At 73.2% G+C, this 15908-nt stretch carries 12 protein-coding genes; 7 read left to right on the top strand and 5 right to left on the bottom strand.

Annotation, left to right across the window (positions count from 1 at the left end):
• Positions 1 to 19: 19 nt before the first annotated feature.
• The 4 genes from ACIHFD_RS62665 to ACIHFD_RS62650 form a co-directional block, all read right to left on the bottom strand.
• Positions 20 to 1342 (bottom strand): FAD-dependent oxidoreductase, encoded by a 1323-nt coding sequence (locus ACIHFD_RS62665; RefSeq protein WP_397375073.1) that lies wholly within the window; start codon positions 1340 to 1342, stop codon positions 20 to 22.
• A gap of 30 nt (positions 1343 to 1372) precedes the next feature.
• Entirely contained in the window at positions 1373 to 1918 is a 546-nt protein-coding gene (locus ACIHFD_RS62660; protein WP_397375072.1) for a PadR family transcriptional regulator, read from the bottom strand.
• Positions 1919 to 2081: 163 nt separating this feature from the next.
• A complete protein-coding gene (locus ACIHFD_RS62655) occupies positions 2082 to 3542 on the bottom strand; it encodes a serine/threonine-protein kinase (RefSeq protein ID WP_363984713.1) in 1461 nt (486 codons plus the stop codon).
• A gap of 133 nt (positions 3543 to 3675) precedes the next feature.
• Complete coding sequence (locus ACIHFD_RS62650) at positions 3676 to 4653, bottom strand: LacI family DNA-binding transcriptional regulator (RefSeq protein WP_397375071.1); 978 nt, start codon at positions 4651 to 4653, stop codon at positions 3676 to 3678.
• Between the two features lie 164 nt (positions 4654 to 4817).
• On the opposite strand from ACIHFD_RS62650, the gene ACIHFD_RS62645 reads away from it, so the two are divergent.
• Genes ACIHFD_RS62645 through ACIHFD_RS62635 form a run of 3 tightly spaced genes read left to right on the top strand, consistent with a single transcriptional unit; the run spans position 4818 to position 9574 of the window.
• Positions 4818 to 6101, top strand: a complete 1284-nt coding sequence (locus tag ACIHFD_RS62645; RefSeq protein ID WP_397375070.1) for an MFS transporter — start codon at positions 4818 to 4820, stop codon at positions 6099 to 6101.
• A gap of 2 nt (positions 6102 to 6103) precedes the next feature.
• A complete protein-coding gene (locus ACIHFD_RS62640; protein ID WP_397375069.1) occupies positions 6104 to 8743 on the top strand; it encodes a family 78 glycoside hydrolase catalytic domain in 2640 nt (879 codons plus the stop codon).
• A 12-nt stretch (positions 8744 to 8755) separates the two neighbouring features.
• Positions 8756 to 9574 carry an SDR family NAD(P)-dependent oxidoreductase gene (locus ACIHFD_RS62635; RefSeq protein ID WP_397375068.1) on the top strand — a complete coding sequence of 273 codons (819 nt, stop codon included), beginning with the start codon at positions 8756 to 8758 and terminating at the stop codon, positions 9572 to 9574.
• A gap of 7 nt (positions 9575 to 9581) precedes the next feature.
• Here the strand turns inward: ACIHFD_RS62635 and ACIHFD_RS62630 are convergent, their stop codons facing one another.
• Complete coding sequence (locus tag ACIHFD_RS62630; RefSeq protein ID WP_350727581.1) at positions 9582 to 10301, bottom strand: GntR family transcriptional regulator; 720 nt, start codon at positions 10299 to 10301, stop codon at positions 9582 to 9584.
• A gap of 74 nt (positions 10302 to 10375) precedes the next feature.
• Here ACIHFD_RS62630 and ACIHFD_RS62625 point away from each other — a divergent pair, with 74 nt between their 5' ends.
• Genes ACIHFD_RS62625 through ACIHFD_RS62610 form a run of 4 tightly spaced genes read left to right on the top strand, consistent with a single transcriptional unit; the run spans position 10376 to position 15907 of the window.
• Positions 10376 to 11872: an amino acid permease gene (locus ACIHFD_RS62625; RefSeq protein ID WP_397375067.1), complete on the top strand. Its 1497-nt coding sequence runs from the start codon at positions 10376 to 10378 to the stop codon at positions 11870 to 11872.
• 2 nt (positions 11873 to 11874) lie between these two features.
• Positions 11875 to 13305 (top strand): FGGY family carbohydrate kinase, encoded by a 1431-nt coding sequence (locus tag ACIHFD_RS62620; RefSeq protein WP_397375066.1) that lies wholly within the window; start codon positions 11875 to 11877, stop codon positions 13303 to 13305.
• Entirely contained in the window at positions 13302 to 14672 is a 1371-nt protein-coding gene (locus tag ACIHFD_RS62615; protein WP_397375065.1) for an NAD(P)/FAD-dependent oxidoreductase, read from the top strand. The genes ACIHFD_RS62620 and ACIHFD_RS62615 overlap by 4 nt, the downstream gene beginning before the upstream one ends.
• Positions 14669 to 15907 carry an NAD(P)/FAD-dependent oxidoreductase gene (locus ACIHFD_RS62610; protein ID WP_397375064.1) on the top strand — a complete coding sequence of 413 codons (1239 nt, stop codon included), beginning with the start codon at positions 14669 to 14671 and terminating at the stop codon, positions 15905 to 15907. Before ACIHFD_RS62615 ends, ACIHFD_RS62610 begins: the two co-directional genes overlap by 4 nt.
• Position 15908 lies beyond the last annotated feature (1 nt).

Genomic DNA, 15908 nt, shown 5'->3' with positions numbered 1-15908 from the left:
GTCCATGGTGTAAACCACCTCAGCGCTCCCCGAACACCGCCCGCCCGAGCGGCGGGACGGCTCCGCAGGCGCGGAAGAACCACCGGGTCGCCGACCGCTTCAGCGGGCTGCACGCGAGCGCGGCGTCGGTGTTGCGGACGACCTCGCGCACGGTGTCGAACCCGTGGCGCAGCATGTCCGCCTCGTAGGCGCGCAACGCCTGCGGCAACGGCTGCTCGCCGCGGTCGGCCGCGGCGAGCGCGGCGCAGAGCCGGTGCGCGTCGCGCAGCGCCGCGTTGCCGCCGAGCCCGCCGACCGGGGGCATGTGGTGGACGGCGTCCCCGAGCCCGGTGACGTTGCCCGTCTCCCACGGTCGGAGCGGCTCGGCGGCGCTGAACTCGGTCTGGTAGAGGGTGTCCGGGGTCGAGTTGGCGAGCAGCCGGCGCAGGTCGGGATGCCAGCCGGCGGTCCGCCGGGCCAGCATCTCCCGCACCGCGGCCGGGTCGGCCTGGGCCTCCGGCGTGAAGTCCGCAGGGAGGGAGTCCCGGTGCGCGATGAACGCCCACAGCACGTAGTCGTCGTCGTGCGCGTCCGCCAGCAGCCGCTCCGGCTCCAGCCCGAGCGCGCGTACCCGGTCGCCGAGCCTGGCGGTGGTCGCCGCACGGTCCTCGCGCCTGCGGAAGATCGCGGTGAACAGGAAGTCCCGGCGTGGCCAGAAGACGTTCATGCCGGCGAGCAGCCGCTCCGGCAGCCATCGCCGGTTGTCCTCCGTGAGGAAGAGCTTGCCGGCGACGGCCGTCGCCGGCAGCGTGGTGCGGCCGGCCGCGGGATGGAGCTGCGCCCACACCCGGGAGTTGACGCCGTCGGCCGCGACGAGCACGTCGGCGGTCGCGGTGGTGCCGTCGGCGAACTTCGCCGTGACCGTCCCGTCGTCCGCCCGGGCGAAGCCGGTGAACTCCTTGCCGAAGCGGACGACGTCGTCCAGGCCGGCCAGCAGCAGCTTGCGCAGGGTGATGCGGCTGACCGCGTGCCGGCCGGTCGCGGGGTCCAGTGGGTCGCGGTCCCGGCCGTCCTGGCCGATGCGGACGAGCGTGCGCATCCGTTCGTCGAGGAAGCTGATCCCTGGCCCCGGGTCGCCCGCGGTGGCCACCAGCACCTCCCACAGGGCGGGCGGCAGGCAGGCGTGCAGGGCGACGCTCCCGGCCGGATCGATGTTCAGCCGGAAGCCCTGGAGGCGCGAGTCGGCCGTGCGGTCCCGTTCGTACACGGTGACGTCCACGCCGGCTCGCTTCAGGCCCTGCGCCAGGCAGAGCCCGCCGATCCCGCCGCCGATGACGGCGACGTGCAAACGCCGAGGAGGCATGAGTTTCTCACCTTTCTGGTAGCGGGCGCGTCAGGGCTGCCCGGCGGGGTTCGCGAGCTCCGCGAGCAGGCGGTCGTGCCAGGTCAGCTCCATCTCGAGCTGCATCAGGGTGTAGTCGAAGGCGACGGCCTCCAGCCTGGTCAGGTGCGGGTCGGCCTCGGCGCGCAGGTTGCGCCAGAAGTCGAGCTGCGCGGCGAAGGCGTCGCGCCGTCGCTGGACGGCCGTGCGCAGCTCGTCGGGGCCGATCTCGCCGCTGTGCAGGAGCACCAGCTGGATCGCGTCCGGCCGGAACTTCGTGTCCTCGAGGACGGACCTGATCAGCGAGACCAGCTCGGTCCGGCCCTTGCCGGTGATGCCGTAGACCGTGCGGGCGGGGAGGTTGCCTTCCTGCTCGGTGCGGACCACCTCGACGACGCCTTCGTCCGCCATCCGGCGCAGCGCGCCGTACAACGAGCCGGGCTTGACGTCCGCCCACAGCTCCACCCGGTCCAGCTGAGCGGCGGCCCGGATCTTGTGCCCGTGCATGGGGCCACCGTCGGCCAGGGCGCCGAGAATGAAAAGGCGTGTAGCTCGCATATGAGTACTCAAACACGAGCACCCACCGCGCCGCAAGTCGGTCAGCGATGGTCGAGGAGGCCCGACTCGCAGGCGAGGGTGACGGCGGGCGCGAGCCTGAAGGCGGCGGGCGACCTGATCGCCCGCGCCCCTCTGCGACCGCCACTGACCGGGCGGTCCGTCCTTACAGCCCCTGGACCAGGGCCACGATCACCGAGGTCAGCGCGACCGGTCCCATCACGGCCACCGTCACCACGGTCGCGTTGCGGCCGGGCAGCAGGCGGGCGAGGGTGCGCGCGGCGACCTGCCGCACCACGCCCGCGCCGGGCAGCACGAACAGCCCCAGCGTGAACGCGCCGGCGGCCAGGGACTCCGCGTGGCTGGTGCCCAACCGGCCGGACAGGTGCAGGAGGCTCGCGACGACGGTGCCGAACGCCAGCGACAGGAACAGGTGGCCCACCGCGACGAGCGCGGCCCTGCCGAACGGCGGCCGGGTCTCGGCGAAAAAGTGATCGCCGGCGCGCAACGCCAGCGAGAGGGCCGCCGCCACCAGACCCACGGCGACCGGCATGACGACGGTCGCCGCCACCAGCGTCACGAGCACCAGCACCCCGACGAACCCGCTGCCGGCCAGGAACCGCTTGAGCTCGAAGGGCTCCGCGGGAGGCGGGGCCGGGCGGGGCTCCCGCGGCCGGTCGTCGTGGACGGTCGGAGCCGGGGCGGGCACGTAGGGCGGCGGCCGCTCCTCCTGGCGGCTCGGGGCGTATTCGACCGGCGGGAGCAGGTCGGCGACGATGTCCATGGTCAGCGTGCCGCTCGCGATCCGCTTGGTCCTGTCCGGGCGGCCCGCCGGATCGAGCGCCCTGGCCAGCCGCAGCAGCTCCCCCGCGCCGGGCCGCGCCGCCGGATCGACCTGCATCGCCCGGCTCAGCCAGCCCCGCAGCCACGCCGGCGCCTTGTCGATCTGCGCCCGCCCTTCCATGGTGTTGAAGCAGATCGCCTCGAACGTCCCCGTCCCGAACGGCGGCAGCCCCGTGGCCGCGAAGAACACCGTCGAGGCCAGCGCGTGCACGTCGGCCGCCTGGGTGATCTGCGAGTCACGGATGATCTCCGGCGCGAGGTAGCCCGGCGTGCCGACGAACATCCCGGTCTGCGTCAGCCGGGCCGCGTCCACCAGATGCGCGATGCCGAAGTCGATGACCAGCGGCTCGCCGTCGACCAGCATGACGTTGGACGGCTTGAGGTCGCGATGGATCACGTCGGCCGCGTGGATGTCCACCAGCGCCTGGCACAGCCCATGGGCGAGCTTGACGACCTCGCGCGCCTCCAGCGGGCCGTCGGTGAGCACGGTGTCCTCCAGCGTGCGGCCCGCGGCGAAGCGGGTCACCACGTAGGGCCGGTTGCCCGCCAGCTCGGCGTCGATCACCTCGGCCACGTAGCGGCTGCGCACCCGCCGCATCGTCTCCACCTCGCGGAGCAGCCGGTCACGCGACTTGAGGTCGGCGGCCACGTGCGGGTGCAGCACCTTGATCGCAACCTCGCGGCCCGCGCCGTCCAGACCGAGGTGGGCCACCCCCATGCCGCCCTCGCCGATCTTCCCGATCACCCGGTACGGGCCGAGATGCTCGTGCGTCTGCGTGCTCATTCCCGACGTCATCCTCCGTTTTCCCCCGGTACGCCGCGCTTCCGTGCGCGCTGGCCCGGCCATTCTCCCGCAGCGTTTCCCCCGAGATGCACAGTAAGCGAAGATCGGCCCGAGCGCGGCGCTCCCGGAGGTTTCAGGTGGAGGCGCGGTGAATGACGTGCGGGGACAACGAGGCCGGCGTCAGGCGCGGCTTGCGGCCCGACAGGTTGGCCACGACCGCGTCGGCCAGGGAACGGCCCACCTTCTCCAGGTCGAAGGCGATCGTGCTGAGCGGCGGGTCGGCCGCCTGGGCGAGGGGGATGTCGTCGGTGCCGATGACCGCCAGATCGCCGGGGGCGGTGAGCCCGGCGCGGCGCATACCCATGAGGAGGGCGATCGCGACCTCGTCGTTGTAGGCGCACACGGCGGTCACGGACTCTCGCCGCCAGCGCCTGGCGGCGCGGGCCATGGCGGCGCTGTCGAGCTTGGTGTCGAGCGCCGTCGGCGGGTCGATGCCGGCGTGCGCGCAGGCCTCGGCCACCCCGGCCAGCCGGTCGTCGGCGATCCTGCGGAGCATCGGGTGCTCGGGCATGGCGTAGCCGAGGCGGCGATGGCCCAGGTCGACGAGGTGCTCGGCCTGGAGGCGGCCCATGAGCCGCATGGTGGGGTGGGCCTCGACCTCGGTGGTGAAGACGAGGTCCGCGCCCGCCCGGCGCAGGGCCTGCGCGGTCTCGTCGTCGAGCGGGTCGAGGCTGGCGACCACCGAGGCGTCGATCGCCGCGCAGACGTCGGGCAGCGGCCGCCCCGGCGCTCCGGCCAGGTGGGTGACCAGGGTCAGGCCGGAATCGGCCAGGGAGGCGGCGAACTGCTCGACGAAGCGGTTGATGCCGGGGCCGATCGACAGGTGCGGGATGGACAGCAGGACGACGTCGCTGCGTCCCGCGGCCAGGGAGCGGGCCGAGCCGCGCGGGCGGTAGTCGAGCTGCTTGACCGCGTCCAGGACGCGGCGCCTGGTCTCCTCCGGGATCGACTGCCCCGGGGTGTCGTTGAGCACGTAGCTCACGGTCGCGGCGGAGACGCCGGCTGCTCGGGCGACATCGGCGCTGGTGACCCGCTTCGCTGGGCGTCTCATGTCGGCATCGTAGGAGATTCCGGCCACCTGTGTGACGGGCGCCTCCGTTGCGTACTTGTTACGGGGAGACGTCTTGCGAGCCGTGCGGCGGTCAACGGTAGGTTACTGATGCGCTTAAGTAATGAGCTGCACTTTTCGGCCCTTACTGCTTGGGAACGGTGTTCATGGCCACTCCCCCCTCCCTCGGACCGCTCGAAATCCGGACCCCCGACGATCTGCCGAGGGCGAGTGCGAGCTACATCTTCTGGATGATGGCCGCCAACTTCGGCATCTCCATGGCCTTCGTGGTCCCGCTGTCGTTCTCGCTGGCGGTGCGGATCGACGAGCTCGCCCCCGGGCACGAGGAGGTGCTCGGGTACGTCACGGGCACCGCCCAGACCATCTATCTCGTGCTCAGTCCCCTGCTCGGCGTCTGGAGCGACCGCACCCGCAGCCGCCTCGGCCGCCGCCGCCCCTTCCTGCTCGCCGGCCTGGTCCTGGGCCTGGCGGCGCTGGTCGGCATCGCGGTCGCGCCGAGCCTGCTGCTCGTGGGAGCCGGCTGGATCCTCGCGATGCTGGGCTGGGCGACCGCCTCGCAGGCGATCCTCAACGTGCAGGCCGACCGCATCCCCGAGGCCCAGCGCGGCAAGATCGGCGGCCTCACCGGGCTGACCGGCCAGATCGCCCCCATCGTCGGCATCGGGATCACCACCGCCGTGACGGGCAACACGTTCCTCGTCTTCGTCCTGCCCGGCGTCGTCGGCGCGGTGCTGCTCGGGGTCTTCCTCGTCGTGGGCAAGGAGGACGACACGCGCGGCGCCGTGCACACCACGCCGGTGTCGGTGCGGACGCTGGCGTCCAGCTACGTGTTCGACCCCCGCAAGTACCCGGACTTCGGCTGGAACTGGCTGGGGCGCCTGATGTTCTTCATGGGGTTGTACTGCAACACGACGTTCACCACGTTCTTCTACGCCCAGCGCCTGGACCTGCCGGTGCGGGAGGTCGCCGGGGCCGCGACCGTCATCGGGGTCCTCGGCGTCGCCGCGGCGGCCCTCGGCGCGATCGGCGGCGGCTTCCTGTCGGACAAGCTGCGCCGGCGCAAACTGTTCGCCCTCGTCGGCGCGCTGTTCTTCGTGGCGGGCGCGCTGGTGGAGGCCTTCGCGTACTCCTTCCCGGTGCTGATGATCGGGTCCGTGCTGATGCAGCTCGCGATCGCGTTCTTCAGCGCGGTCGACCAGGCGATCGTGCTCGCGGTGCTGCCGAGCCGGGAGGAGGCCGGGCGGTACATGGCCGTGGTGTCGTTCGCCCACAAGCTCCCGAGCGCGATCGCGCCGCTCATCGCCCCGTTCGTCATCGGCATCGGCGCGAGCGGCGGCGACAAGAACTACACGCTGCTCTACCTCACCGGCGCGGTGCTGGCGCTCATCGGCGGGTCGCTGGTGTTCACGCGGGTGCGGTCGGTGCGATGAGGATGAGCGAGCATGCGCCGTACGACCTGCGGATCGCCAGTGGCGGTGATCGGTTTCCGGTCGCCGAGGAGCGGCCGGCGCTGTCCTGGAAGCCGCCGCTGACGTGGAGCGGGCAGGACGGCTACGACCTTCAGCTCCGCGTCGACGGCGTCGAGCGGAGCGTGGAGAACGTCGTCTCCGCCCGGCACCTGTTCGTCGAGTGGCCGCTGCCGCCGCTGCGCAGCCGGCAGTCCGTGGCCTGGCGGGTCCGAACGCGTCGCGGCGGGCGGTCCTCGGGCTGGTCATCCTGGCACGCGTTCGAGTCGGGCCTGCTGGACCGGGACTGGTCGGCGCGCTGGATCTCGCCGCAGGAGGATGGCGACGGCTCCCGTCCGGCCTACGTCCTGGTCGGCAGCGTGGACCTGCGCGGCGACATCGCCCAAGCCAGGCTCTACGCCACCGCGCTCGGCGTCTACGAGGCGTTCGTCAACGGCACGCGGGTGGGGACGGCGGAGCTGTCGCCTGGCTCCACCTCGTACGGGGACACGCTGTACGCCCAGGCCGCGGACGTCACGGCGCTGCTGCGCGGCGGCGGCAACGACCTGGAGATCCTGCTGTCGGACGGCTGGTACCGGGGCAGCGCCGGCACCTGGCGCAAGCGCGACTCGTGGGGCACGACCACCGCGGCGCGGCTCCAGCTCCACGTCCGCTACGCCGACGGCACCGAGGCGGTCGCCGTCACGGGCGCGGACTGGACCTCGCGCCGCGGCGCCGTCCTCGCGGCCGACCTGATGAACGGCCAGACGACCGACTTCACGGCCCCGCCCGGCGCCGCCCGGCCCGTCCTGGTGGACGCGGTCACCGCGCCGCCGATCAGCTGGTCACCGGCCCCGCCGGTGCGCCGGGTGGAGCGGATCGCCCCGCGTTCGGTGACCCGGCACGGCGACGGCGCGTGGATCGTGGACTTCGGCCAGAACGCCTCCGGCTGGATCGCCCTCGCCGACCTGGGCCCGGCCGGCACCCGTACCGTGATCGACTACGGCGAGCATCTGGACGCGACCGGGGACCTGACGACGACGCATCTGGACAGCCGGCGGCCGGGCGAAGCCGCGATCCCGTTCGTGCAGCGCGACGAGGTCGTCTCCGCAGGACGGCCCGGCGAGGTGTTCGAGCCCCGGCACACCGTGCACGGCTTCCGGTACGCGCGCGTCTCCCGCGTCGTGGACCCGGCGAGCATCGTCATGCGGGTCGTGCACACCGATCTGCGCCCGACGGCGACGTTCACCTGCAGCGACGACGATCTCAACCGGCTGCACGAGGTGGCGCGCTGGAGCTTCCGCGGCAACGCCGTGGACCTCCCGACGGACTGCCCCACGCGCGAGCGCCTGGGCTGGACGGGCGACTACCAGATCTTCGCGCCGACCGCGGCGCGCCTGTACGACGTCGACGGCTTCAGCCGCAAGTGGCTGCGCTCCGTCCGCGACGACCAGCTCGACGACGGCCGCGTGGTGAACTCCTCACCCGACGCCAACGGGCTGAAGGTCCACGACGAGCCCATGGCGAACGGGATCACCGGCTCGGCGGGATGGGGCGACGCGATCGTCCTGGTCCCGTGGGTGCTCTACACGACCTACGGGGACACGGCCGCGCTCGCCGAGAACTGGCCGGCGATGCGCCGGTGGGTCGAATGGGCGCTGGCGACCGCGCGCGACGCCCGGCATCCCTCCCGCGTCGAACGCTCGGCCGAGCCGCTCGCGCACGAGGAGTTCGTCTGGGACGGCTCCTTCCACTGGGGGGAATGGCTGGAGCCGAAGAAACGCGCGGCGGACGGGTCCCTCGTCGATCCCGTGATGAGCGATCCCATGGCGTGGTACCTGGCGGACAAGGGCGAGGTGGGCACCGCGTACCTGTTCCGCTCCGTCCGTACCCTCGCCGACGTGGCGCAGGTGCTCGGGCACGCCGGCGAAGCGGCCCGCTACCGCGAGACGGCGGAGCGGGTACGCCGGGCCTGGCAGACGGAGTTCCTGGACGCCGAGGGCCGGACGAAGGCCGGCACGCAGGCGAGCTACGTGCGTGCCCTGGCCTTCGAGCTCGTGCCCGAGGAACTGCGCGAGCGGGCGGCCCGGCACCTCGTCGGCCTGATCGACGCGGCCGGCGGCCACCTCGGCACGGGCTTCCTCTCGACGGCGGACCTGCTGCCCGTCCTGGCCGACTCCGGCCACCCCGGCGTCGCCTACCGGGTCCTGTACCAGCGCTCGTCCCCCTCGTGGCTGGGCATGCTCGACCGGGGCGCGACGACCATCTGGGAGGACTGGGACGGGGTGTCCGAGGACGGCACGGCCACGGCGTCGCTCAACCACTACAGCAAGGGCGCGGTCATCCGCTTCCTGCACACCCACACCCTCGGACTTCGGCAGGCGCCGGGCTCGGCCGGCTGGGAGTCCTTCGAGGTCGCGCCGGTGCTCGACGAGGCGATCACCTGGGCCACGGGCACCTTCGACGGCCCGCGGGGGCGGATCGCCGTCGACTGGCGCGTCGAGGACGGCCACCTGACCATCGCGGTCGACGTGCCCGGGGGCTCCGAGGCGCGGATCCGCTTCCCGGACGGCAGCACGTTCCACACCGGCCCGGGGAGTTTCTCCCGACGACGTCCCATCAACTGAAGGAGTTCATTCATGTCCATTGCCGATGTGTCGGGCAAGTCCCTGGCCGAGCTCGTCTCCCTGAGAGGGCGGCGCGCGGTCGTGACCGGCGGCGGTCGCGGGCTGGGCAGGGCGATCGCGCTGCGCCTGGCCGAGGCCGGCGCCGACCTGCTGATCGGCGACATCGACGAAGAGCTCGCCGTGACCGCCGCCAAGCAGCTCGCCGAGCGCCACGGGGTACGCGCGGTGGGCGCCGCCATGGACGTCACCGACGCGGCGTCCGTGGCCGCGTCGGCCGACCTCGCGGTCGCCGAGCTCGGCGGCCTGGAGATCTGGGTGAACAATGCCGGGATCTTCCCGAGTGTCCCGCTGCTGGAGATGAGCGAGGAGACCTGGGACCAGGTGTTCGCGGTCAACGCCCGCGGCGTCTTCGTCGGCGCGCGTGAGGCGGCACGGCGGATGGCGGCGGCGGGCACCGGCGGCGCGATCGTGAACATCATCTCGACCGCGGGTTTCCGCGCGAGCGCGCCCGGCCTGGCCGCCTACGTCGGTTCCAAGCACGCCGCTCGCGGTCTCACGCGTGAGCTGGCCCTCGAGCTCGCTCCGCTGGGCATCCGCGTGCTCGGGGTGGCGCCGAGCTACGTCCCCACGGAGGGCAACATGATGGCGGCGGCCATGCCGGCCACCGTGCCGGCCGGCGACCTCCCGCCGACCGACCTCATGCTGAACGGGCCGATCGGCCGGATCGGCGTCCCCGACGACATCGCGCGCGTCGTCCTGTTCTGCGCGTCGGACCTGTCGGCCTTCATGACCGGCAGCACGCTGCTGGCCGACGGCGGCGACACCGCCTGACGCGCGTTCAGCCGCCTTCGACGGGTACCGGGATCCGCGCCTCCACCTTGAACGACGCGCGATCGGCCCGGTACACGTCGCGCGCGAACTCGATGCAGCGCCCCTCGGCCGTGTAGGTGCGGCGGGTCAGGAGGATCCCGCTGGAGGCGCTGCGGACCTGCAGCCGGGCGCAGGAGGCGTCGTCGATGACGATGGACTCGATGACGGCGGAGGCGTCGGCCGGCACGACGCGATAGTGGGCGCGCAGGATGTGCCAGAGCGAGCCGGTGAGGGGCCGCTCCAGCAGGCCGGGCGTGATCGCGCTGGGGAAGTAGGTGGTCTCCAGCGCGATCGGCTCGTCGTCGGCGAACCGCAGCCGGTGCAGGGCGTGCACGGTCTCGTCACCGGCCAGGTCGAGCGCCTCCCGGGCCGAAGGCGTCGGGGGGCGCTCCTCGGCCCAGATGAGCTGCGCCGACGGCCGCCGCCCGGCCAGGATGATCTCGTCGGAGAAGCTGCCGATGTGGAACGGCACCCGCGGTTCGGCCACGAACGTGCCCCGCGGCGGCCGCCGGTAGACGTATCCCTCCTTTTCCAGCAGCGCCAGGGCCTGCCGGGCGGTCATCCGGCTGACGCCGAAGGTCTCGCTGAGCTCCCGTTCCGACGGCATGAGGGTGTGCGGGCCGAGCTTCTCGCCGGTGATCCGGTCGCGCAGCTCCGCGGCGATCGTCACGTAACGGGGTGAACCCATGCTTGACACCCTAGCCCACTTGGACGATACCTTGCGGTCTACACCACATGGTATATACCAAGAGGGAGGTTGCGATGGGAGACCACACAGCGCGTACCGACAGCGACGAGCTGGCCCGGTTCGGCTACGAACAGTCCTTCGAGCGGCGGACCGGCAGGTTCGCCTCGTTCGCCGTGGCCTTCGCGTTCGTCTCGATCGCGACCGGCATCTTCACCACCTACGGGTCGGTGCTGGGCTCCTCCGGGCCGCTCGGCATCTGGACCTGGCCGATCGCGGTGGTCGGCCAGCTCGCGGTGGCGTTCGTCATCGGCTCGCTGGCCTCCCGGATCCCGGTGACCGGGTACGCCTACCAGTGGACCTCCCGCCTGGCCAACCCGGTGCTCGGGTGGATCATCGGCTGGATCTCGTTCATGTTCCTGGCCGTCGTCGTCGTGGCCGTGGACTACACGGTGGCCTCGACGGTCCTGCCCGTGCTGCTGGACTACACGGCGAGCGGCGGCATCACCTGGGCGGTCACCGCGGTGATCCTGCTCGGTCAGGCCGCGCTCGTCGGCGGCTCCACCCGGTGGTCCGAGAAGGTCAACAACACCGCCGTGTCGGCCGAGCTCGCCGGCATGGTGCTGCTGACCGTGCTGCTGCTCGTCGTGGCCGCGGTCCGCAACGACATGGACTTCGGCAACCTGTGGAGCAGGGGCGCCGTGCCCGCCGAGGGATACTGGAGCTTCGGCGACCTGACCTCGGCCGGGCCGTGGGTGCTGGGCTTCCTGCTCGGCGCGTTCACCATCGTCGGGTTCGAGTCGGCGGCCAATCTCGCCGAGGAGACCACCGACCCCGAGCGCGTGGTCCCGCGGGCCATGTGGCAGGCGGTCCTGGCCTCCGGCGTCCTGGGCTTCCTGTTCCTGGTCGCGGTCACGCTCGCGGCCGGTGACCCGGTGGCGCTCGCCGCGTCCGGCACCCCGATCGCCGACGTCATCAAGCAGACCCTCGGGCCGGTCGTCGCCACGCTTCTGCTGCTGCTGGTCGTGCTGGCGATCTTCGCCTGCGGCCTGGTCATCATGATGACCGGCACCCGCCTGACCTGGGCGATGTCCCGCGACGAGCGGTTCCCGGGCTGGCGGCACTGGCAGCGGGTCTCGCCGCGCTTCGGCACCCCGCTGCGGGCGACGGTGTTCTACGTGGTGCTCGCCGAGGTGATCCTGGGCCTGTTCTCGGCCTTCTCGGAGGACGCGCTGTTCACCCTGTTCGGCGCGGCCACGCTGCTGCCCGCCGTCATCTACGCCGCGACCGTCGCGCTCTACCTCGCCAAGCGGCGGCACCTGCCGGCCAACGGCAAGTTCGACCTCGGCGCCTGGGAGAAGCCCGTCCTGGCGGTGTCGGTCGTGTGGCTGGTGTTCGAGCTGTCCCTCTTCCGCGATGCCTCCTTCCGCGACGCTTGGCTCTACGTTCTGGTGATGGTCGTGATCGGCGCCGCCTACCTCGTGACGCTGCTGGCGACCCGTGGCCGCCGGGCGCTGGACATGCCCGACATGCACTCGATCGACGGCGCTTTCGCGCAGAAGGAGCAGATCTGACGATGCACGTCCTCGCGATCGACCAGGGCACGTCAGGGACCAAGGCCATCGTCGTGGACGCCGGTGGCGCCGTCCTGGCGATCGCCGAGGAGGCCCTGCGCCCGCGTTACCTGGAGGGCGGCGGCGTCGAGCAGGACCCGCGTGCCCTGCTCGACTCCGTTCTGACCGCCGGGCGGCGCGCGGCCGCCGCGGCGGGCGTGCCGCTGGACGCGGTCGCCCTGGCCAACCAGGGCGAGACCGTGCTGGCCTGGGATCCCGTCACCGGCGAACCGCTCACGCCCGCCATCGTCTGGCAGGACCGACGTGCCGAGCCGCTGTGCGCCGCGCGGGCCGGGCATGCCGGCCGGGTGGCCGCGCTGACCGGCCTCGTGCTCGACCCGTACTTCTCGGCGCCGAAGATGCGCTGGATCCGCGAGGAGCTGACCACCGAGGGCGTCGTGACGACCACCGACACCTGGCTGGTGCACCGGCTGTGCGGCGCTTTCGTCACCGACGCCTCCACCGCCAGCCGCTCCCTCCTGCTCGGGCTGGAGGACGCGCGGTGGAACGGCGAGCTGCTGGAGCTGTTCGGGCTCGGCTCCGAGCGGCTCCCCGAGATCGTCGCCGGCGACGCCGTCGTCGGCACGACCACCGCTTTCGGCCCGGAGGTCCCGGTGACCGGGCTGATCGTCGATCAGCAGGCCGCGCTGCTGGCCGAGGCGTGCCTGGAAGCGGGCACCGCCAAGTGCACGTACGGCACAGGCGCCTTCCTGCTCGCCCAGCTCGGGACTTCCCTGGCGCGCTCGGCGTCGGGTCTGGCCACGTCGATCGCCTGGCGGCTGCGCGGCGAGACGCGCTACTGCGTGGACGGCCAGGTCTACACCGCGGCCTCGGCCGTGCGCTGGCTCGCCGACCTCGGCCTCGTCACCGGCGCGGACCAGCTCGACGCCGTCGCGGCGCCCTCCGGCGACGGGGTGCTGTGCGTGCCCGCGCTCGCCGGGCTGGCCGCGCCGTGGTGGGACGCCGGCGCCACCGCCTCGTTCACCGGCATGACGCTCAGCACCGGCCGCGGGCACCTCGTACGGGCGCTGCTGGAAGGGATCGCCGCGCAGGTCGCCGAGCTGACCGCGCTGGTGGGGGCGGATCTCGGCGCGCCGCTCTCCCGGCTGCGCGTGGACGGCGGGCTGACCCGCTCGCGCGTCCTCATGCAGGCGCAGGCCGACCTCGCCCAGCTCCCTGTGGAGGTCTACCCGTCGCCGCACGCGACCCCGCTCGGCGCCGCCGCCTGCGCGCTGATGGCCCTCGACCCGGCCCTGGACGCCGCCGCGGCGGTCGGCGGCTGGCGGCCGTCGGCCGTCTACGAGCCCGCCTGGCCCGCGGACCGAGCCGCCGCGTACCTGGAGCGGTGGCAGGCCGCCGCCCGGGCCACTCTGTCGTCGAAGGAGAATTCGTGAACACGTACGACGTGGCCGTGATCGGCGGCGGCATCGTCGGCGCGGCCATCGCGCGCCTGCTGGGCGGCACCGCGCTGTCGGTGGCGCTGGTGGAGGCGCGCGACGACGTGGGCGACGGCACCAGCAAGGCCAACACCGCCATCCTGCACACCGGCTTCGACGCCAAGCCCGGCACCCTGGAGTCCCGCCTGGTCGCCCGCGGCTACGACCTGCTCGGCCGGTACGCCGAGGCCACCGGCATCCCGGTCGAGCGCACCGGGGCGCTGCTCGTGGCCTGGACGCCGGAGCAGCTCGACGCCCTGCCCGAGCTGCGGGCCAAGGCCGAGCGCAACGGCTACACCGCCTGCGAGATCGTCGGCGCCGCCGAGGTCTACCGCAGGGTCCCCGCCCTCGGCGCGGGCGCGATCGGCGGGCTCACAGTGCCCGGCGAGTCCATCATCTGCACCTGGACCACGAACCTCGCCCTGGCCACCGACGCCGTCAACCGCGGTGTGACGCTGCTGCGCGGCCACCGCGTCACCGCGGTCCACCCCGGACCGGACGCCACCCGGCTGATCACCACGGGGGGCGAGCTCTCCGCCCGCTGGGTGGTCAACGCCGCAGGGCTCGGAGCCGACGCACTCGACGCCCTCTTCGGCCACGACCGCTTCACCGTAACGCCGCGCCGCGGCGAGCTGCTGGTCTTCGACAAGCTCGCGCGGCCGCTGGCGCCCTGCATCGTGCTGCCGGTGCCGTCGTCGGCGGGCAAGGGCGTGCTCGTCAGCCCCACCATCTACGGCAACGTCATGGTCGGCCCGACCGCCGAGGACCTGACGGACCGGTCCGCCACCGGCACCTCCGAGGCGGGGCTGGAGTTCCTGCGCGAGAAGGGCGCCGAGCTCATGCCCCGGCTGATGGCGGAGGAGGTCACCGCGACCTACGCGGGCCTGCGCGCCTCGATCGGACGCGACGACTACCTGATCGACCTCGACGCCGGGCAGCGCTACCTCCTGGTCGGCGGCATCCGCTCCACCGGCCTGACCGCCGGCATGGCGATCGCCGAGCACATCGCGGACCTGCTCAAGGGCCACCTCGACCTGGCCGAGCGCACCGAGCTGCCCGCGCCGCCTCACATGCCCAACCTGGGCGAGGCCTTCCCGCGCCCCTACCAGGACGCCGCCGCGATCGCCGCCGACCCCGAGTACGGCCGGGTCGTGTGCTTCTGCGAGCGGGTGACGAAGGGCGAGATCCGCGACGCCCTGGCGTCGGTGATCCCGCCGGCCGGGGTGGAGGGCCTGCGCCGCCGTACCAGAGCCATGAACGGACGCTGCCAGGGCTTCTACTGCGGAGCCCGGGTACGCGAGATCTTCGAAAGGGGAGCGGAATGAAAGAGCGCGTGCGGGTGGCCGTGATCGGCGGAGGTCCGGCCGGGCTCACCGCCGCCGCCACGCTCGCCCCGTCCGTGGACGGCGACGTCCTGGTCCTGGAACGCGAGCCGGAGACCGGCGGCATCCCCCGGCACAGCGACCACCCCGGCTACGGCCTGCGCGACCTGCGCAGATTCATCTCCGGCCCCGCGTACGCGCGCCGGCTGACCCGTCACGCCCGCGACGCCGGAGCCCGGCTGGAGACCGAGGCCATGGTCACCGGCTGGGCCGGACCGCGGACCCTGGAGGTGACCTCGCCGAACGGCCGCCGCCTGGTCCAGGCCGACGCGGTGGTCCTGGCGACCGGCGCCCGGGAGCGGCCCCGCCCGGCCCGGCTCATCCCCGGCGACCGTCCCGACGGCGTCTACACCACCGGCCAGCTGCAGAACCTCGTCCACCTGCACCACCGCGACGTCGGGCGGCGCGCCGTGGTCGTCGGCGCCGAGCTGGTCAGCTGGTCGGCGGTCCTGACCCTGCGCGAGGCGGGCTGCCGCACGGTGCTGATGACCAGCGAGTACGACCGGCCCGAAGCCTACGCGGCCTTCCACCTCCCGGGACGGCTGGCCTTCGGCGTGCTCGTCCGGGCCCGCACCCGGGTCGTCGCCGTCAACGGCAAGGGCCGCGTGACCTCGGTCGACATCGAGGACCTCGGCACCGGGCGACGCCGCCGCGTCCCCTGCGACACGGTGATCACCACCGGCGACTGGATCCCCGACCACGAGCTGGCCCGGACGGGCGGCCTGGAGATGGACGCGGCCACGCTCGGGCCGCGCGTGGACACCTCCCTGGCGACGAGCCTGCCCGGGGTGTTCGCGGCCGGGAACCTCCTGCACCCGGTCGACACGGCCGACGTCGCCGCGCTCGACGGCCGCCACGTGGCCGCCGCCGTCCTGCGGCACCTGGCCGGGGACCCCGCCCCCGCCGGCGGGGTGACGCTGGTGGCCGAGGCGCCTCTGCGCTGGGTCGCGCCGCAGCTCGTCCGCCCCGGCGGACCGCCGCCCTCCCGTGGCAGGCTCCTGCTGTGGGCGGACACCTTCCGGACGCTTCCGCGGGTCACCGCCACCCAGGACGGACGCGTCCTCGGCCGTACCCGGCTCCCTTGGCCGGCCGCTCCCGGCCGGGTCTTCCGCGTCCCCTTCTCTCTGGTGGCGAGCGCCGACCCCGCGGGCGGCCCGGTGCGCCTCGCCCTGGAGTGAC

It is taken from the genome of Nonomuraea sp. NPDC051941 (assembly GCF_044593615.1).
This window is presented reverse-complemented; position numbering and strand designations above follow the sequence as displayed.